Source organism: Hydrogenophaga sp. RWCD_12, from assembly GCF_046604225.1.
In the GTDB taxonomy this organism is placed as follows: Bacteria; Pseudomonadota; Gammaproteobacteria; order Burkholderiales; family Burkholderiaceae_C; genus Hydrogenophaga.
Genome location: NZ_JBKIXC010000004.1, coordinates 228,248 through 246,096 on the forward strand (window position 1 = coordinate 228,248; position 17,849 = coordinate 246,096).

Here is a 17,849-nt window from a genome sequence, read left to right on the forward strand (position 1 = left end):
TCACACAGTCTGAGCATGATCACCTGCCACCTTCGATACGTTATCAACTCCGCAAAACTCGATGAATTTGAAGCCTACGCCAAGCGCTGGATTCCGCTCGTTCGCAGATTCGGAGGACTCCATCATGGATACCTGCTGCCCTCGGAGGGCGCCAGCAACATCGCCTTAGCCTCATTTTCCTTTCCGTCCCTGGCCAGCTACGAGCAGTACCGAAAGGACTCTTTGGCAGATCCGGACTGCCAAGCAGCTTTCAGGTTTGCCGAAGAGACACGATGCTTCCTGAGCTGTGAGCGGTCATTCTTTCGGCCGGTGTTTGAATAGGCCGTTGTCCCTTCATTCGCCGGCACCCGTACCGAACAAAGCGGTAGGGCCGCAGCACATTCAGCACAGCAATGAGCTCATCCCTTGGGCATCGCCTCCCGCAAGCCTCGGGGCCTCCCAAAACGGCCGTCGTTGCTGCTGTATTGATCGGCATAACGGTTGGCATCACAGGAGTCGTTCATGACCATCGCTCTCTACTATTCACCCGGGGCCTGTTCGTTTGCGCCGCACGCCGTGCTGCGCGAGATTGGAGTTGAGTTCGAACTTCGCAAGTTCTCGACTGCAGACCGCAGCAACCACTCTCCTGAATACTTGGCCGTGAACCCCAAGGGTCGCATTCCCGCTCTTCTAATCGATGGCTTTACGCTCACGGAGAATCCAGCAATCCTCGCTTACCTGGGTCGCAAGTTTCCTCTGGCCGAGCTCTACCCCACTGCCGGCGGAGAGAGTGAAGCGAGATGCCTTGAGCTTCTGGCGTGGTCGTCCAATACGGTTCACGTCGCATTCGCTCAGATTCTTCGACCCGAAAGGTTCGTTGCAAGCGCAGCTGACTTTCCACCTGTTCAATCTAGCGGGCATGCGAACTTCCGGCGCTGTCTGGCAGACATTGAAGCCCATCTTGGTCGTCACGCGTTCGCACTTGGGACTGGTTTCTCTGTTGTTGATCCGTTTTGGCTGGTCTTCTATCGCTGGGGCACTCGCCAAGGGTACGAGATGAAGGTGCTCTACCCAAACTACACGTGCTACTTAGAGAATCTCGCGCTGCGGCCATCCATCGCCGCAGCGCTGCAGGCTGAGGCAATTTCGCCCTGGGAATGAGGCCGGTGCTTTCGCGCCCCATGAGGTTCGCCAGCAGGCTACTCCGTTGTCACCCTCAGGTGAGATCAAAAGTTGAACAACAGATCTTCTGTGTACGGAAAAGCTGCTCGTGGCCAAAAGCCACAAACTGCAGTTCCAAAAGCTGATGGCAGCAATGCAGCGATTGCTGATCGTTTCTCCCGGGCGGGAGTACTCCCGCTGATGCAACAAGGCGGTAACCAAACGGCGCCCAAAGAACGAAGCCTCTGCGCGCAGTACCCGTTCACCCGATTTTGGTCGTGTTTGGTCTGGAGATACTCCTTGAACAGCATCATTGTGTCGATGACCACAACGCCTTCCTGCTTCCATCGACACAGCCTGAAGCAGAGTGTCAGCCTCAAAGGCTTGGCCGAGCATACGAGCAAGCCAACTTGCCAAGGTCAGACTCAAGGCAGAGGGGCGTCGCTTGGCTGCATCTCTGGCTCCCACGCAATCGGCACTTTTGCGAGGCTGCCAGGGTTCGCGCACTCACCCTTCCCTCGCGGGTTGGTTCGCATAGCCGGTGAAGAGAGCCTTCATCCTCCCCTGACCGGGCAGCGACGGGTGATAGGTTGGCGCACCTGCGTCCCTTGGTTATGACATTGCTCTCAGCACGAGCGACGCGTTCACTCCCCCGAAGCCAAAGCCGTTGACGAGCGCATGGTTGACCTTCATCTCGCGAGAAGTGCCGTAGACCAGATCCAATCCTGCAGCGCCTGCATCCGGCATTGAAAGATTGCAGGTGAGAGGCACCAGTCCTTCCTGCATGGCGTAGGTGGCGAAAATCGTGGCAGTGGCGCCTGCTGCGCCCAAGAGGTGTCCGAGAGCACCTTTGACCGAAGAGACTGCTGCCCGCGCGCCCGAATGGAACACGCTGTGGATGGCGCGAAGTTCTGCGGCATCCCCAACGGGCGTGGAGGTTGCATGGGCGCTGATGTAGTCGATGTCGGCGCTGAGGATGTTTGCCTGCGCCAGTGCCCTTGACATGGAGAGCACCATCCCGCTTCCGTCGGGTGGCGAGGCTGTGATGTGAAAGGCGTCTGCGCTGGTGCCGTAGCCAAGGACTTCGGCGATGGGCGTTGCGCCGCGCTTGAGTGCATGGTCGAGTGACTCAAGTACCAGCATGGCCGCACCCTCGCCCAGCACGAAACCGTCGCGTGCCTGGTCGAAAGGCCGGGATGCTGTCGCTGGCGTGTCGTTGTACGAAGTGGACAAGGCCTTAGCCGACGAGAAGGCGCCCAGGGTAACGGGATCCATGGTGGATTCGCTGCCCCCGCAGAGTACGACATCGGCTTCGCCACTGCGGATCAGCCGTGCGGCATCCCCAATCGCCTGCACGCTGGCTGCGCACGCGGTGGCCGGGGCGCCAACCGGTCCCCTGAAGCCATATCGGATGCTGATGTGGCCCGCCGCGAGGTTGATGAGGAACGACGGTACGGTAAAAGGCGAGAGACGTTTTACGCCCCGCTGCTCTGCGAGCCGGACGGCGTCTGCTATGGCGGGAAAACCTCCAACGCCTGAGGCAACCACGGTCGCGGTCATGGCGCGCGAGCTTTCTTCGATGGGTGGCCATCGGGCTTCCTTGAGCGCCTCATCTGCCGCAGCCAAGGCGAGGTGGATGAATCGATCCGCCTTCTTGATGTCTTTGGCGTCCATGAAGCGGCCTGGATCGAAACCATCCGGGGTCTCGGCTGACCGATCCTGAACCAGGCCCGCCACGCGACTCTCCTGACCTTCGGACAGCGTGGTGGGCAACGCCCGCACGCCAGACTCGCCTGCGACCAAGCGCAGCCACGAAGTCCTTTTGCCAACGCCCAGAGGCGAGACCATTCCGCGGCCGGTGATGACGACGCGGCATTCTGTGTTTGGCTTCATGGAACTCATCGTGTTTTCCTCAAACGGATCTGTCTGCATCTCTCTGCTTCATGGTGGGTTCTTGAACGAGTAGAAATATGATGAAAATCATATTTCTGACGAAAGAATGTCCGGGAAGACCTCAGGCCAATCGATCTGCCGGTTCGGCGTCAGCCCCTCCGTCACAGGCACGGTCGTATTGCCGTATGAGACTCTGCTGCGCCTGTCTGAGCAAGCGTCGCCCCTGAGGCGTGTCGGCACCGAACAAACGGGCCAACTGCAAGGTGCCGATCAGCGTGCTGGAAACCTGCGCCGCCATATCGCGGTGGGCAGGTGCAGGCAAGGCCTGCTGAATCCTCAGGATGAAGCCCTCGACGCGGTGCAGAAAAACCGCACGAGCCTCCGCAGGCTGACGGGGTATCTCAGACACGAGTGCAGCGATCGGACAGCCCGTTTCGCGGCCCTGCGCGTGAGCCTGACCCAGGTAAGCCTTGACCAGCGCACTGAAGGGTGAATCACCGCGCGCGCGATGCTGAGCCATGCGCACAGACAAGTGGTCGTAGGCATCGATACCGGCACGACCCACTGCCTCGGCCAAAAGAGCGTCCTTGGACTCGAAATGCGCATAGAACCCCCCATGAGTCAACCCGGCCTCTTTCATGATGTCGGCCACGCCAACTCCATGGAAACCCTCGCGCCGGATCGCGCGCGACGCTGCCTCGACGATGCGGTCATGCGAAAGCTGTTTGCGATCGGTCATACTTTTCGTGGATGCCAAAATATGATCGACATCATATGTTCAAACCATGACCTCAGAAATCTCGATTCGCCCGCTATCCCCTGCCGACTACGCGCAATGGCGACCGCTATGGGATGGCTACAACGCCTTCTATGGTCGGGAGGGCAGCACTGCACTGCCTGAGGCGATCACGCAGAAGACGTGGGAGCGACTTTTCGACCTCGGCGAGCCTGTCCACGCACTGATTGCAGTCGAAGGCTCCGCTGTCGTTGGCTTGGTGCACTACCTGTTCCATCGAAGCACCACCCGCCTCAACGACGTGTGCTATCTCCAGGATCTGTTCACCTCACCGAACCACCGAGGCCGAGGTGCTGGAAAGAAACTCATTGAGGCGGTCTACTTCGCTGCGAAGACGGCAGGCAGCACGCGGGTGTACTGGCATACCTATGCCGACAACGCAACGGGACGCGCGCTCTACGACAAGATGACGCGGTATTCGGGTGTAATCACGTACACGCATGACACCGAATGAAACGCGAAGCTGATTCCACCAAGACACCCTATCGTCGGCTGGTGATCTTCGAAGGGTATCGGCTCCAGCGGCCCCCCCTGCTAAGCAGTTACCTCAGCCATCACGGCGTAGGTGTTGCTTGAGAGGACTTGCTCGCACATCCCAACAGTTTCTATGTTGGAAACCTTGACAGAAGTACCTGACCTGGAGGCTCACCATGTCCATCGCCAAGCATCATCGCGCAAGCGAGAGAGTTGGGTCCACAGCAGGTGACAAAGTGAAGCCCATTCGATCTACTCAACCTGCCTACGAGCAACCCGAGCCAAGTGGGGCGGATGTAGGCACTCATACAGGCAGCAGCAATGCTGGTAATGCTGAGTCACTCGAGTGCAAGCTCGCTCGCTTCGATCCTGCTTTGCACGGAGGCGAGGCAATGGCCGTAAGCCCTGTTGGGCGCGAGAAACTCTGATCTCGGGTGTTCATATGAACGGCGGCGCAAATGGCTTTGAATCGTTCAATGGGCGGCTTCGCGACGAGTTCCTCAATGTCAAGGAGTTCGTCACGTTGCACGATGCCCGGGAGAAATTGAAGGTCCGGCAGGACGACTGCAACCACCGCCGTCCACCCGGCCCACGCTCGGTAACCTGACCCCGAGCGAGTTCGTCAACAGCAGGTCAGTTCAACCCAACGAAGCGGCCAGTCTGTAGTTCAGAGCTGTCCTGTTTCAGGGGGAACGCCAGGCCAGAATCAACGGCCACATTGATCCGGAATACCCAATCAGGCAGAGAAGCACTGGTTCGGATCGGCGTTCAAAATGGCTTCGACTTGTGCATTCTTGAATTCACGACGGCGCATAATGTAGCCATCTTCAAACTGCCTGTGTTCGAGCAAGTGAGCGCTTAGCTGCACGGGCTTATGCGACGCAGTCATCGCAAACTGCCACTCAGCGAAGAATTCCCTGACGTGTTGCCCGAGCTCCTGCTCTACCGGTCTAGACCAAGCATTCTCTTCGGCCAGACTCAGCCGGAGATCAATCCCCTGAATTAGGCAGAGCAAGGCTCGTCGCGCCAAGTTTGAATCGCCTCTCAGCTCCGCTGCTCGGAAGACACAAGCCAAAAATCCATAGTGCCAAGCTGCGTCTCTTGAGATGATCCAAAACAGATCAGTCTCCGACGGCAGTTGAATCCGATACGGAGCAGGAAGATGCTCTGTTCCAGGGAGTAGCAAGCACTCTCTCTCCTCTTCTGGCAACAACTCAATACACTGCAAAAGCTCTGCGATCGTTGAGTCTTGATCTCTGTCCAGCAGGTACCACAGCGGTGACCTAAAAATGTTCGACGCTCCCGGTACAAGGGCGTCAACTCGTTCAAGCCAGGGACTCCTCACGATCGGTCCGATGGTTCGCGACGGCATCTTCTTGCCTGACAGATAGCGACCGAAATTCCCGGAAGGTTCACAGTCTTCGAGCCCCGACGCCTTGTTCACGCGGTCTTCGATCGACTTCCCGGAACGCAGTTGCAATGCATCAGCGACTGTGGTCGCCCATAACCTGGTCCTCAAGCTCTGCCAAGGGTTTCGCTTTACGTTCGCCATAGACACTCATCCATCGGAACGGTTATGCGCACCCAAAAGTGTTGATAAAAGTTCTGAATCGCTCCGGGGCGATTCACGGAGACTCGCTCTCCGCTTCGGAGCTTGACTTGCTTAGCGAGGAAGTGGGCCATTCCTCGCAGCTTTGATCAGACCCGGCCCACCTGTCCAGTCATAGGCACCTATAAGAAATGAGAGTTGAAAAAAAGGCCCGCTTCCCATAGGGAGCGGGCCTCCGAACCAACAAGAAATATTCTTTTCCAATCTAAGCGGGTATGGGTTCAACTTCGCTGAAAACGGACCCTACCGGGAGGGAACGAAATATGACAGAGTGCGGCGATCTATGGACCCGCGCATCTCTTCGTCCCCTGCTGCACCAAGTAGCTTGGACACATGTCCACGTGGCTTCGCGGCCAAGGCTGCAGCAACGAGGCGCGTGGATGCCAGGCTGCAGGCATTTCTCGAATGGTTGAAGAGGCGCGACAAATGACCGCATCAGCGCCTGAGATGCAGACCCCGCAGTCGCAACCACAGCACCTTGGCAGCCTTGAAGCTTTTCGCGCCAACGGCGTTGTGATCGCTGACTGGGCTCGCTCAAAGGGTTTTGCTCCGGCACTTGTCTATGCGGTGCTCCGCGGAGAGCGCAAGTGTCTTCGCGGCCAAAGCTTTGATATCGCGAGGGCGCTCGGTATGAAGTAACCAATCCGCCAACGCCTGATGTACAGGTGCGACGTCATGCGCTCGCACAAATACAAAGGGCTGAACACTCGCCAAAGTGTCCAGCCCTTGATCCCAACCGAAGTTGAGAGATCCTTAAACCAGACACAACTCTATCGCCTCGTTCGCTGGCGGTCAACTCCGGTCTTGTTCACTTTTGTTTCTCGCTACAGGGAAGGCACAGCTACGCCTATTCGGCGCGCGTGACCTCTGCCCTACAAGGAGCAAGGAGGTCCCATGACCCACAAAAAAAGAAGCCATTCGCTCGGGTGGCGCGATGCGATTTTTGGTTCCGCGCCTCGACGGTGCGTCGCCACTCAGAGCAAGTCCACCACACGCCTCCCGATCTTGACGCCATCAGGATGGCAGTACGCCGAGGGAGGACACGAGGCCACTGCCCTGCTGCTACTGAGCTACTTGCAGAGGTTTGGCGTGGTCAAGCGCTTCAAGGCGCAACCGTTCTCGCTCGAGGAAATCGGGGGGCCAGAAGACCGGATCCCTGACGTGCTTGTCGAACTGGCCACAGGCGAATCAACGTTACACGTCATCCAGGTCAAGTCTCAGCGCTTCATCACCGAAGAGGTGAAAGAACGTTTCGACATCGAGAGCGCATTCCTGGAGCAAGTGGGCATCGGGTACCACGTCTGGACGGACAGGGGCCACCTCTCGTCAAACACGTCGCACACGGTCCGGATGCTCGATCGAGGCTTTAGGCACCCAGCGTCACGCGAACGCATCGAACAGGTTCGCGGCTTTGCTGCTTCCCAAACAACTCTCGCTCCTTTGCTTAGTGAGTTCGGCTGGGACGACGCGATCTCTGCTGCCTCCTACGGCGCCTTTCACATCAACGTCACCGAAAAAATCCATGAAAACACTCCGATCTGCCATTGTTTTCCCAGCGAGAAGTACCTCCATCTCTTTGGCGGAAGGCATGCTGCTCTCGACTGGTGGGAATCAGTTGCGCATTGACAAACTCTGCGACGGACAGGTTTTTCTACGCCACGTCCACACCAACGAAACGAAACAGGTCTCCGAGCATCAACTGATCGACGCCATCCAATCCGGGATCGTCCAGATGGGCTTGAATCCGACCACCGCATCGGGAACAAGTGCCGCGTCCGCCATGGACACTTCCAGGCTGCGGCAAGAGTCTGAGGCGGCTGTGCAGGTGATGATGGACAAGAGACAGTGGATCGAGGCGCTCAAACACAGAGGCATCACTCAACTGGTCGAGGAACCGTGGGTTCGCGCCGCCGTCAATTCACTCGCCACTACCGAATTGGCCAACATCAGGCGCTATGCGATCAGCACTCTGAGTGAAACTGAACAAAAGGTCCGACAGACTGGCGGCGACTGGACCGTCGCGGTACCCAATTACTCGCTGCGTGGCGGACGCGGCAAACCAAGGACCGACCCGAGAGCAGATGCCCTACTCGGCCAAATCCTTTCCCGAATCGCGCAAGAGCGAGGGCCGATCGTCAAACAGAAAATCATCGATGAAGTGCGGGTAAAGATCGCGTCCGAAAACCTGGCCTTACCAGGTAGCGAAATATCGATTCCTGGAGCCAGCACCATCTCTCGCCGGGTAGATGAGAAATTCGGCGCCTACGAACTATGCGTCCGCAATCACGGACGAGCGCGGGCCAATCGCATCTACCGCAACAACGCTCTCTCTCGGGACAGCGCTCAGTTCCCGTTGCTCGTGAGCGAGTACGACGACACCGACTGCGGTGTCTTCCTGGTCGATCCCAGGACAGGCCTTCCTCACGGCCGCGCATACCTGACCTCCGGCGTCTGCCAGTACTCCAAGGTCCCTCTTGGCTTCGATCTGGGTCATCGGCCCAGGTCGTATGAGTCTGCGATTGGTGCCATCGCAGACTCCTTTCTGCCCAAGGACATGGGCCAGCCCTTGTTCAGTGAGTGTGCGCATTCTTGGATTGGCTATGGGGCGCAGGGGACCATCCTGATGGACAACGCTCGATACAACCAGTCCAAAAGCATGGAGCACCGCCGGGAAGAAATGCAACTGATTCTTGCAGGGGCACGCCCATACGGGCCGACAGAGAAGACCGCCATTGAGCACTTCAACAACATCGTGAAACAGGACTTCTGCACCCAGCTTCCAGGGTGGCGCGGAGACAAAGGTGATCCAGACTCCGTCAAATACGGCATGAGTCACGCCATCCTGACGGAGGACGTATTCAGACGCTGGTTTGCCAGATGGGTAACCGACCAGTACCTCAACAACCCTGGTGACGACGGGTTCACGCCCAAGCAGCGATGGCAGATGCACTTTCGGCATCACAGACCAGCAGTCCGTTGGAGTTCCCAACAGATCGCGTTTATGCGGCTGAGGCCACTGTATCTGCGCTTCCGAGAGAACGGCGCGATCGAAACCCTCAAGCTCAGGTACTGGTCTTTTCCGCTGTCAGCGTTGAAACAAGAACTGGGTCCACAAGCGAGTGTGATCGTTTATCAGGACTACAAGGACCTGACCTATATCGTGGTGCAACACCCCCGGACCAAAACACTGATGCGGGTCGATTGCGTGATGGACCCCAACTACGTGCACGGGCTGACAAGGTACCAACAGTCGCTCATCCTTCGGTTTGCGCGCACCTTGAAAATCACCAACCCGTCCATGAACGATTTGGTCCACGCGAGACTGGAGTTCGTTGAATATTTGAATCAACTGTCCAGATCATCAAAGCTCAGGTATCGAAAGCTCGCTGCAAATGCAGGGGACTTGTCGATCCCCGAGACCCGGGACAACGCAAAGCTTCCTAGTCAATCGCCCGGAGAGACGCGGATGGTTGAGATGACCGAGTTGGAGTCATCGCTGCAGGAACTTGAACTGGTCGAACTCGACGAGGACGACCAATGGTGAGTGACGTTGAACACACCCAACTCGACAAGCGGCGTTGGCTTGGATGCGATGCACCAAAGCGGCAGGAATGGAACAGGGAGCTGTTCGTAGCTTACCCTGCAGTAGCAAGCATCATCAGCGACCTCAATGAGAAGCTCGATGAATGCGAGCGCACTCGCCAGGCCTGCGGGATGTTCGTGGCAGGAGGTTCCGGAGTGGGAAAAACCACGCTGATGAACCGCCTCAAGGCCATCGGAGAGCAGCGCTACGCTCGCCAGGACGACGAACGAACCATTCGGCCGGTTCTGCTGATTGAAGTGCCCGACCCTTGCTCTCCGATCGAGTTCTCGTACGCCATTTTGGAAGCCCTTGGTGATCCAGATCCGCGGGGACGCAAACACAAGGTGGATACCCACAAAGCAGCTGAACTGTTCCTGACCCACTGTGAGGTACGGCTGATCCTGATCGACAACGTCCAGGACATTCCAGCACGGCGTGCCAAGCGTGGCGTCGAACTTGTGAGTACCCGACTGCGGCAGTTCATCGACAAGTCGTTTGCCGTCTGGGTGTTTCTGGGCACCCAGGAAGCCAAGTTGGTCATCAACAGCGACCCTCAGATCGTCAAGCGGGTTGGGTATCGAGCACAGCTGGACTACTTCTCGATTTCAGACAACCGAGGGGTTCGGTTGTTCAGCCGCGTCTTGGAAAAGATTGACGCCCAGCTCCCCTTGGCTGAGCCGTCCTGTCTGGTTGATCCAAAAACCAGGGCGAGGCTGTTCCTGGCCTGCGACGGCATCTTCGATCGGCTGATCAAGCTCGTAGACCGAGGTTGGTACGAGGCCTTCAAGGAAGCGAGGGAACAGATGACTCGCTCTGACCTTGAACGCGCCTTTGCATACGTGCATGGCCAGTGCAAACCAGAGTTCAACCCGTTTTCGGACGACTTTGTCCTCAGGCAGCTGCATCGCGCTGACGAGCCTTTTGAGATCTTGCGAGGAGAGCAACTTGCTGATTCAACCGCGACCTGAAGAAGGCGAGTCCTGGCCGGGATACCTCTTGCGAATCGCCGAGCAGAACCATATGACAAATGGTCTTCAGAGCTTCGCGCAACGTCTTGGAGTCATTCCACAGACTTTGGTTGCAAGTCAACCTGAGGTCGTGATGGGAGCACTTGGAATCAAGCACGTCGAACAAACCCCCGGAGTCTTTGCACAGTCGGGCTCTGGTCGGAACCTGATGAAAGAGTCAGGGCGAACATTTCTTTGCAGAGTTTGCCCGCTGTGCCTCAACGAGATGTGGCCCCGGTACATCAAGGCTTCGTGGGAACGGGCCTTTGAGTTCATCTGCGATCGTCATCACCTACTGCTGGTTGATCGATGCCCAAAGTGTGGGAGATCCATTTCCTATCTGCGCAAGCACTTTCTGGCTTGCGACTGCGGCATGAGCTACTTGAGCCTGCCACTGCAGAAGGTGCCAAAAGACTTCGTCAGCTACTACAAGGTCTTGGACTTGGCGGACGTCTATGCGAAGCCCGCCAAGACTTTCGAGGCGTCGAGTGTTCTGGAGACACACGCCGTCATGTTTTGTAGACGCCTGCAGAGCATGAGGGAGACGATTGCAAGCGTCAAAAAACAAAAACGGCCCTCACAGTTCTACAACGTTTTCATGTCATATGCGGACTTTCAAGGCATTGAGGACATCTTTGAGCAGTGGCCTCAAGGCCTGCATGCGTTTCTTGAGCGTCATCTTTCTTCTGAGGAAAAAATTTTTGTCTCTTCATTTTTGCTGACCGCGCCCCTCAACCGAAAAGATGTCTTGGTTCAGATCAAAAGCGGTGTCCGGGAATGGTCACAACGGTACAGTGGCCTTCGATTGCCTGGCACGAAGACTCCTCAACTGGTTCAAAGCAACCCGCAAAGGACTGTGGGAATCAGGCATCTCATGGAAGTTACCGGGTGCTCCTACGTTTTGGCCCGACATTGGATTGAGTCCGGACGACTGGGACAGTGTCTGATCACCAAGAATGCGAATGGCATCCGGCGATATCAGATTGACAAGGCGATGGTGCAGAAGGCTATCCAAATCACCATGTCAACGGCGTCTGTTTCAGAGATGGCGCTCACCTTGGGCACGAGCGGCAGCGTGATCCGCTCGTTGGTCAAAGCCAAAGTTTTGTATGGCGTCCCTTATGGGATAACGCCACGCAGCATTCGAGTGCATCCGGCTGAGGTGTTCTCGGTCGCGAATACTCTCCTGCGTCTGGCTCGACGGCGTCCCAACTTGATCAACGATCAGCTTCTGCTACCTGCGGTGGTATACCGTTTCAAAAAGCGGCCTTTGCGCCATCTACAGGCGTTCTTCGATGCTTTGCTGCAGGGAAAAATTGCGATCAACAAGACCACGACCCACGTCACGCGACTCGATGAAATATTGATCGATTTCGAGAGTCTGCGCGAGTGGGAGAAGCTGAACCTCCGATGAGGGATACGTCCACTCCCTTCCTCATTCGGCCAAGACCTCAACCAGGGGAGTCGCTGTCGTCTTGGCGTCAGCGGGCCGGATGGGCCAACGGATATTCGCTGTTTCCCGTTCTCGATGAGCGAACGCGTCGCTCCGACCCTGATCTGGGTGTGTCCCTGCATGACTTGAACTGGATCGCTCGGCTGCACGGCGCCACCCTCGATCAGGTCATGTCAATGACCCTTCGGTCACTGCTCGGCAAGGTGATCCACTCGCTGACGCCTCGGTGTCAACCGCCATGGTGGTTGCGCTCACGCATGGCAGCAGCTGGTGATACGAATGGCCCAATGTTTTGTCCAGACTGTCTCGCGACCGACGCTGTTCCCCACTTTCGTCTTCGTTGGCGCTTGGGATTCGTCACACATTGCGAGACGCATCGAACCCGGCTTCTGGATCGATGTCCGCGATGCGGATGTGCTCCCTGGCCATCTGGTTGTGGAAGACATGACGCCGTACACGAGGGGTTTCAGTCCCTGCGCAACTGCTGGCATTGTGGGTTCGAGTACGAATCGACTGTCGACAACCCTGAGCCCGTTGTTCTTGCTGACGATCCAGCAAGTTGGCTCGACATTTCCTTCGTGCAGTTGGGGGAGGTATCGGTTCCTTCGATAGAAGCGTTTCAAGCTTTGCGTGCTGTCGGACAGATCTTTTTGCGCAACCTCCCAGCGAACAACATCAAAGCCACAAACACCGTGTGGTCAGAGGCACTGTCAAATCTGTCTCGCTCAGCAAGCCGATCGCGTGCCTTCGAGTTGCTGTGTGTCGCTGATCGTGCGGTTCTGGTTCCAGCAGCACATCAAATTCTGTCACGGTGGCCATCCTCGTTTTTGTCCTTCTGCAAAGAGGCAGACATCACGAGGGTGCATTTCGATGGAACGTCTCAACTGCAACCACCCTGGATGACGGCGGTCATTGACGCGGAGCTGGCCAGACAAAACCGGTTCGTCACAAGGGACGTACTTGCCTCCACCATTGCCGACCTACGGACACGCAAAGGCAAAGAGCCCACCATCACCGAAATTCGCGCTCAACTGTGCTGGAAGGGGAGCAAAGGTCTGGGAGAGTTCTATCCGACAAAACGAGCCCAGGCTACCCAAGACGAATGGCTGTCGTTTCTCGGTGCCTGCACGCAGTCTATGGATCGAACAGCCCATGAGCCATTGAGATCAAGGCTCCCGGCCTCGTTTGCACTGGTCGCCGTGCTCCTCGAACTTCTGCGAGCTCATGGTCTTGCCTGCAATCAACGTTGGACCAGGATGGATATGGTTCATGTACTGGGCGAAGCACGTTTGCACTGCATCTTGGACGGCACATTGTTTGCGGCCGTCGTCGACTCGTTGTTGCTGACTCTTCGCAATGACTTGACTCGATCCACACGAGTGCTCATGAGTGAGACTCAAAGTTGCCGTCAAACTGCCAAGCGATTCCGTTCACTGACCTCTTCGCTGCCGGCGGACCTTGACCGCAGCCCTTGCGTGTTCTTGGCACCCGCCAGGGCCGATGGCCTGACTCAGCAAATGCACGGTCCGTTGCGAGCCCTGTCAGGCGCAAAATACTTTGATCGAGGTATCGCATGAAGACTTCCCATCTCACCCTCGCGGAGAAACTTCGGGAGCCTGGGACCACGCGCTTGTCCGTCCCCGCCTTCTGCAAATTGCTGGGTCTGCAAGAGCAGGATCTTGCAGAAGTCGCCGGCGTCGATGTAGAGACGCTGCGAACCCACCCCGAATCCGTACAGCTTCAGGGAGCCCTGCGCAACCTTTTGCGTTTGCTGTCGGTAGCTGTGACCGTTGAGCCAGACCTGCTGCGCAGCGCCACCTTCATCAAGGGCCATCCGATCTCTACGTTCAGCAACAAGACACTGATGCAGTTGGTGAAAGAAGGTCGCACAGACGACGCCGTTGGCTACCTTGGGTCAATCAGTGCTGGGCACCTTGGCTGATGAAGTAGCAGGCATCCTCGTCAGATGCAGGGTAAAGAAAAGAGGAGGAGGAGGAGGCACATGACATCAAGGAGCAGATTCGAGAAAGCACTTTTTGGGGCAGTCGTGTGCTTGATCTCTTTGCTATCTACGCAGGTGAGTGCACAGGTGCCGGCGATTCTCATCGAGGCATGCAGCCTGCTGGAAACCGCATCGAAGCGCGTTGAATGTCTGCAGGTGGCCAACAGGCAGGCGCAGGGTCCGTCAAGGAGTTCGACACCGCAAGCTGCTCACTCCGCCGTGCCAAACGGTGTGATGTCGAACTCCACCACTACGAACGTTGCTCCGCGGATGAATCACTCGTCCCTTGGTGGCCAGACTTGTTATGTCGGGCCGCGTGGCGGGACCTACACCATCACCAAGAGCGGAAGGAAAAACTATGGCGGCTGTTGAGCTACAAATCCTCACACTGGTTGTCGACAATGTCGTTCCTGGTGTGTATCGGGCAGAAGCACTGGTGCACGGAGTAGTTGTCACAGCCCCGTCGGAGTACAGCAGCCTCAGTGAGGCCATCAGAGAAGAAGCGATGTCAGTGGCAGACGACTTCGCGCACTTCATCGAGGTGCGTTACTGTGGTCTATACAGTGGGACTCTCAGGCTTTCCGAAGCTGCAGAGCGCAGCGAAGAGATTGCGGTTCGCCTAATGTCTCAGCTCGCAGAAATGCACGCTATTGCCGGGCACTAGATCGGCGCTGTTGCCTCCAGTCCCAGGGCGTTACCGGAGCCGGGTCGGTCCACAAACCGCGTCGGTCAGCTATGGCGTCTCTCTGTAGAGGGTACAGATCCTCGTAGCCCTCCGAGTACCTGTCGAATACCCAGGCCAAACCGGTGGCTACCAGCGCACTGCCAACGTCCTGTCCTTTGCATTGCACGTCGGCCACGGTGCGGCCGTACCGGTCCGTAGTCCTCGCCGTGATGGTGGCGGTCTCCAGGTGGCACATATCAGCGAGCGCCTCACGCGAACGTTGACCGAAGGCTTGGGCCTTTTCTGGGGCATCGATACCGGCGATGCGCACCTTCACTTGTTCGTAGGCGCCAGATTCGCCGCAGCGAGCTGTCAGAGTATCTCCGTCGGAGATGGCGACAACGAGACAAAAGAGGACTGCAGAAGCCGGCATGAGAAGTGGTCTACCGAGGACGCTATGTTCAAAAAATGAGCCCGCACGCGGCGGGCCTTAATCCATGAACGCTGTCACACGCCCTTGGAGGAACCTGGATCATGCCTAACGGCTGATGAGTGTGCATCCCCTATTGGAATGAGCAAGGCAATCTCCAGAAACTCCATCCGAGACAGCCACGCAAGATGGAGCACAGTATCGATCGACCCTTCATTGATGACGTGCGACCGTGAAACCACTTTCCGTCTTTCTCGACAGCAGCGACTACTCCAACCTATCCAACCCAAGCCTTGTTGACTTGTATGGCGACACGCTGAAGATCCTTCAGCGTCATGCAACTTCTGGGGAGGTTTCGTTCTATTTCTCGGGCTCCATACTCAGCGAGGTGTCTCCATTGCCAGGGAATAGCGCCGTTGGTGCTATGGAGCGCGCTCGGGTTATGGCGCAGCTATGCGGCAGCAACGCGTTGATTTCGTACGACAAGGTTCTTCGGCACGAACTTGCTTGCTTGACGGGGATACCTTCTCCAGTCATTTCAGTGCACTCCAGTGTCGGCGAATGGTTTCCCGACACAGTGCCAGCGCTGGTCGACGACTTGAGAGAGGGCCTCGCAGACGTGATCGAAAAAAATTCGCACGAGGTCGAACTACCCTCCGAAATGAACCGTGAGCAACGTAGAGCAGCCAAGCGGCGAATGCAGTCGCAACGGGGAAAGACAGAGCTAGAGGCACTTGCCCGTCAAGTCGCGCGATCTGCGACGCCAGACGTAATCTCAAACCGTCTGCCACTCAAACCGGAGTCCGCTTCGGCTGTCATCGACTACTGCGTTGGAGGCGGTTCAAGGGATGCTGCAATTGCTGCACTCAAGACTTGTTTCGTCGACCCAGCATGGATGATGGGTTGGTTCGCGACACACCCCGATGATGGGGATCACTTCTCCGCATGGGTAAGGGAGCCGGCTAGGAGAGCTCATCTGGTGTTTGGAAGCTTCCAACAACTTGCCGAATCCCTACGATCAAGGGATCGTCCCAACAAGGCCGATGTTCAGCCCGCGCTTTCACCATCTACTTGGAACAAACAGGCCGATGTGATCCTAGAGCGTGTTGTCTCGGCGGGGTGCCAGAAGTTGCTGAACGTGACCAATATTCAGCCCAAGGCCAAGGACATCATCGTCGCGTGCCCTGGGCTATCGCTTTGTGTGCTGTCTTACATGGCGGTATGGCGCGATCCGGTACTGTTCTCTCGTGGGAAAGCACCAAAGCAAAGCGCGTTCGTTGACTCACTTCACTGCATGTACGCCCCGTATGTGGATGTCTTTCGATCCGATCAAGGAATGTCCCACCACGCCAAAGCTTTGTTGCAGGGAACAGGAACAGTTATGGTGTCCACTCTTCGTCAATTGCCAGACGTGATTGCGCGTCGCCTTTCGGAACGACAAAATCACTACACAGCAAAAGACGACTGACCTCGCCCTGGCGTTGCCTTGCATCGGAGGCAACGAGTGGCCGACTTTGCGGCACCACGCAGTCAAAGTCCTCTCGCACCCGGTGTTGATGCTGACCGAAAGCAGTCCCCAAGATAGACCTTACTGTCAATCATTTTGTGAAAATGGAGGAAATCATGACGATGCCAAGTGAGCGTGCACGGGCTCTCCGGTTTGCCGGTGAAATCCTGCGCAAGATGGTTGCACGAGACGACGTGCCTGAGGATCTCCGTTCTCAGGCACGGGCTGCGTTGCGTCACTATCCGGATCCTCACGACCTCGGACAGATGATCAGTGATATCGAGCACCTGCCACACGAGTTTCTCGATCAGCGATGGCTAGCTCCGGAAGATTCAGTCCAGGGTCATGTGACCGGTACGGTGCCAGGAAGTGTCGCGAAGAAGCAATCGACGATGCGCGCGACCGAGAGCAATGGTCTGCAATCGACTCTTGAACCCTCTGAGTGGGGTTGTGTCCGGCCGGTAGGAAGGGAATTCGGCAGTCCGGACTATGACCGCCTGGAATAGCTTGAAACCCTGGGGATGGTCTGCACAACGCCCGTCGCAGCGTGAATTCATGTACTCGATTTCGGATGGCGGCAATTTCAGGCTTGCGGTGTCCTTTTGAAGGCCAATTTCGCCCATGTCACGACCCTTTGGCCGCGACAGTCGCACTCGTCTCCGCATCTCCTGCAGCAACGTGCGTCGAACCATCCACAGATTGCTCAGCGCAAACAACGTCTGCAGCTGCGCCGTGTTCTTGGCCGGCACCTTGCGCATGCCCAGTCGCATGACCAGGTGCCAGTTGACGTTGATGCCTTGGGTCTCTGCTCGCTTGTCCACGCCCAGGTAGCTCGCGTCGGCCAGCACGTTGGCTTCCTCGCCATGCACCAGCGCGTGCGCCTGCGTCACGTCGTTGACGTTGGCCGCTGTGTCCTCCACCGTGTGCACCAGATCGTGGCACCTAGTTGCCGTATCCCGCAAATGTGCGGATCACCCAGGACGGGGAAGTCCCTTTCATTCGTTAGGTATGCAAACGTGATCGAGACCCTTGAAGGGCAGTGTCAATGCGGGGAAGTGAAGTACCGCATCTTGGGTAAGCCAGCAACCTTGTTTGCGTGCCGCTGCACTGACTGCCAGCGCCAGTCTTCCAGTGCTTTTGGCACGGCACTCTGGGTGCGGAATGCGGCAGTTCAACTCTTGGGAGGCAATCTCCCCAGCAATCGCGCTGTACAAAACACTCGCGCAGCAGGTCGAGGTGCTCAATTTTAGAAAGCAGCTCTAGGGGTGGCTGCGCCTGTCGGTATATCGCT

At 57.1% G+C, this 17,849-nt stretch carries 18 protein-coding genes and 1 pseudogene; 14 read left to right on the plus strand and 5 right to left on the minus strand.

The genetic code is table 11. The annotated features are described in order from the left end of the window. The first annotated feature begins 15 nt into the window (after window positions 1-15). Together ACLIJ1_RS16530 and ACLIJ1_RS16535 are read left to right on the plus strand one after the other, a co-directional pair. Window positions 16-321: an NIPSNAP family protein gene (locus ACLIJ1_RS16530; RefSeq protein WP_411366635.1), complete on the plus strand. Its 306-nt coding sequence runs from the start codon at window positions 16-18 to the stop codon at window positions 319-321. Window positions 322-501: 180 nt separating this feature from the next. After that, complete coding sequence (locus ACLIJ1_RS16535) at window positions 502-1,140, plus strand: glutathione S-transferase family protein (RefSeq protein ID WP_411366636.1); 639 nt, start codon at window positions 502-504, stop codon at window positions 1,138-1,140. A 612-nt stretch (window positions 1,141-1,752) separates the two neighbouring features. Here ACLIJ1_RS16535 and fabF read toward each other — a convergent pair. Further along, entirely contained in the window at window positions 1,753-3,042 is a 1,290-nt protein-coding gene (gene fabF, locus ACLIJ1_RS16540; protein ID WP_411366637.1) for a beta-ketoacyl-ACP synthase II, read from the minus strand. Window positions 3,043-3,154: 112 nt separating this feature from the next. Continuing rightward, window positions 3,155-3,772 (minus strand): TetR/AcrR family transcriptional regulator, encoded by a 618-nt coding sequence (locus ACLIJ1_RS16545; RefSeq protein WP_411366638.1) that lies wholly within the window; start codon window positions 3,770-3,772, stop codon window positions 3,155-3,157. Window positions 3,773-3,818: 46 nt separating this feature from the next. Here ACLIJ1_RS16545 and ACLIJ1_RS16550 point away from each other — a divergent pair, with 46 nt between their 5' ends. Both ACLIJ1_RS16550 and ACLIJ1_RS16555 read left to right on the plus strand, forming a co-directional pair. Next, window positions 3,819-4,283 (plus strand): N-acetyltransferase family protein, encoded by a 465-nt coding sequence (locus ACLIJ1_RS16550; protein WP_411366639.1) that lies wholly within the window; start codon window positions 3,819-3,821, stop codon window positions 4,281-4,283. A gap of 462 nt (window positions 4,284-4,745) precedes the next feature. After that, a complete protein-coding gene (locus tag ACLIJ1_RS16555; RefSeq protein ID WP_411366640.1) occupies window positions 4,746-4,910 on the plus strand; it encodes an integrase core domain-containing protein in 165 nt (54 codons plus the stop codon). A gap of 129 nt (window positions 4,911-5,039) precedes the next feature. Here the strand turns inward: ACLIJ1_RS16555 and ACLIJ1_RS16560 are convergent, their stop codons facing one another. Next, entirely contained in the window at window positions 5,040-5,747 is a 708-nt protein-coding gene (locus ACLIJ1_RS16560; RefSeq protein WP_411366641.1) for a hypothetical protein, read from the minus strand. Window positions 5,748-6,359: 612 nt separating this feature from the next. Here ACLIJ1_RS16560 and ACLIJ1_RS16565 point away from each other — a divergent pair. From ACLIJ1_RS16565 to ACLIJ1_RS16595, 7 genes are all read left to right on the plus strand, one after another. Next, the gene (locus tag ACLIJ1_RS16565; RefSeq protein WP_411367026.1) at window positions 6,360-6,551 is read left to right on the plus strand and encodes a DNA-binding protein; all 192 of its coding nucleotides are present in this window, start codon (window positions 6,360-6,362) and stop codon (window positions 6,549-6,551) included. Between the two features lie 255 nt (window positions 6,552-6,806). Continuing rightward, the gene (locus tag ACLIJ1_RS16570) at window positions 6,807-7,538 is read left to right on the plus strand and encodes a hypothetical protein (RefSeq protein WP_411366642.1); all 732 of its coding nucleotides are present in this window, start codon (window positions 6,807-6,809) and stop codon (window positions 7,536-7,538) included. Further along, window positions 7,501-9,456: a hypothetical protein gene (locus ACLIJ1_RS16575; RefSeq protein WP_411366643.1), complete on the plus strand. Its 1,956-nt coding sequence runs from the start codon at window positions 7,501-7,503 to the stop codon at window positions 9,454-9,456. The genes ACLIJ1_RS16570 and ACLIJ1_RS16575 overlap by 38 nt, the downstream gene beginning before the upstream one ends. Further along, entirely contained in the window at window positions 9,453-10,463 is a 1,011-nt protein-coding gene (locus ACLIJ1_RS16580; protein ID WP_411366644.1) for a TniB family NTP-binding protein, read from the plus strand. The genes ACLIJ1_RS16575 and ACLIJ1_RS16580 overlap by 4 nt, the downstream gene beginning before the upstream one ends. After that, window positions 10,441-11,916, plus strand: coding sequence for a TniQ family protein (locus ACLIJ1_RS16585; protein WP_411366645.1), 1,476 nt, complete (start codon window positions 10,441-10,443; stop codon window positions 11,914-11,916). Before ACLIJ1_RS16580 ends, ACLIJ1_RS16585 begins: the two co-directional genes overlap by 23 nt. Continuing rightward, window positions 11,913-13,532: a TniQ family protein gene (locus tag ACLIJ1_RS16590; protein ID WP_411366646.1), complete on the plus strand. Its 1,620-nt coding sequence runs from the start codon at window positions 11,913-11,915 to the stop codon at window positions 13,530-13,532. The genes ACLIJ1_RS16585 and ACLIJ1_RS16590 overlap by 4 nt, the downstream gene beginning before the upstream one ends. Continuing rightward, a complete protein-coding gene (locus ACLIJ1_RS16595) occupies window positions 13,529-13,897 on the plus strand; it encodes a DNA-binding protein (protein WP_411366647.1) in 369 nt (122 codons plus the stop codon). Before ACLIJ1_RS16590 ends, ACLIJ1_RS16595 begins: the two co-directional genes overlap by 4 nt. 707 nt (window positions 13,898-14,604) lie before the next feature. On the opposite strand, the gene ACLIJ1_RS16600 is transcribed toward ACLIJ1_RS16595, so the two are convergent. Further along, window positions 14,605-15,054, minus strand: a complete 450-nt coding sequence (locus tag ACLIJ1_RS16600; RefSeq protein WP_411366648.1) for a thermonuclease family protein — start codon at window positions 15,052-15,054, stop codon at window positions 14,605-14,607. A gap of 229 nt (window positions 15,055-15,283) precedes the next feature. Here ACLIJ1_RS16600 and ACLIJ1_RS16605 point away from each other — a divergent pair, with 229 nt between their 5' ends. Then, window positions 15,284-16,519, plus strand: a complete 1,236-nt coding sequence (locus ACLIJ1_RS16605; protein WP_411366649.1) for a hypothetical protein — start codon at window positions 15,284-15,286, stop codon at window positions 16,517-16,519. Between the two features lie 161 nt (window positions 16,520-16,680). Further along, window positions 16,681-17,064: a BPSL0761 family protein gene (locus ACLIJ1_RS16610; protein WP_411367027.1), complete on the plus strand. Its 384-nt coding sequence runs from the start codon at window positions 16,681-16,683 to the stop codon at window positions 17,062-17,064. Window positions 17,065-17,217: 153 nt separating this feature from the next. Here the strand turns inward: ACLIJ1_RS16610 and ACLIJ1_RS16615 are convergent. Then, window positions 17,218-17,490, minus strand: a pseudogene (locus ACLIJ1_RS16615) (transposase); the annotation flags it as partial. A gap of 30 nt (window positions 17,491-17,520) precedes the next feature. On the opposite strand from ACLIJ1_RS16615, the gene ACLIJ1_RS16620 reads away from it, so the two are divergent. After that, entirely contained in the window at window positions 17,521-17,808 is a 288-nt protein-coding gene (locus tag ACLIJ1_RS16620; protein WP_411366650.1) for a GFA family protein, read from the plus strand. The last annotated feature ends 41 nt before the right edge of the window (window positions 17,809-17,849 follow it).

Coding starts and splice junctions, on each gene's coding strand:
- ACLIJ1_RS16610 (WP_411367027.1), top strand. CDS start 16,681: ATGCCAAGTGAGCGTGCACGGGCTCTCCGGTTTGCCGGTGAAATCCTG.
- ACLIJ1_RS16590 (WP_411366646.1), top strand. CDS start 11,913: ATGAGGGATACGTCCACTCCCTTCCTCATTCGGCCAAGACCTCAACCA.
- ACLIJ1_RS16550 (WP_411366639.1), top strand. CDS start 3,819: ATGACCTCAGAAATCTCGATTCGCCCGCTATCCCCTGCCGACTACGCG.
- ACLIJ1_RS16535 (WP_411366636.1), top strand. CDS start 502: ATGACCATCGCTCTCTACTATTCACCCGGGGCCTGTTCGTTTGCGCCG.
- fabF (WP_411366637.1), bottom strand. CDS start 3,042: ATGAGTTCCATGAAGCCAAACACAGAATGCCGCGTCGTCATCACCGGC.
- ACLIJ1_RS16600 (WP_411366648.1), bottom strand. CDS start 15,054: ATGCCGGCTTCTGCAGTCCTCTTTTGTCTCGTTGTCGCCATCTCCGAC.
- ACLIJ1_RS16555 (WP_411366640.1), top strand. CDS start 4,746: ATGAACGGCGGCGCAAATGGCTTTGAATCGTTCAATGGGCGGCTTCGC.
- ACLIJ1_RS16575 (WP_411366643.1), top strand. CDS start 7,501: ATGCTGCTCTCGACTGGTGGGAATCAGTTGCGCATTGACAAACTCTGC.
- ACLIJ1_RS16620 (WP_411366650.1), top strand. CDS start 17,521: ATGTGCGGATCACCCAGGACGGGGAAGTCCCTTTCATTCGTTAGGTAT.
- ACLIJ1_RS16530 (WP_411366635.1), top strand. CDS start 16: ATGATCACCTGCCACCTTCGATACGTTATCAACTCCGCAAAACTCGAT.
- ACLIJ1_RS16570 (WP_411366642.1), top strand. CDS start 6,807: ATGACCCACAAAAAAAGAAGCCATTCGCTCGGGTGGCGCGATGCGATT.
- ACLIJ1_RS16595 (WP_411366647.1), top strand. CDS start 13,529: ATGAAGACTTCCCATCTCACCCTCGCGGAGAAACTTCGGGAGCCTGGG.
- ACLIJ1_RS16545 (WP_411366638.1), bottom strand. CDS start 3,772: ATGACCGATCGCAAACAGCTTTCGCATGACCGCATCGTCGAGGCAGCG.
- ACLIJ1_RS16565 (WP_411367026.1), top strand. CDS start 6,360: ATGCAGACCCCGCAGTCGCAACCACAGCACCTTGGCAGCCTTGAAGCT.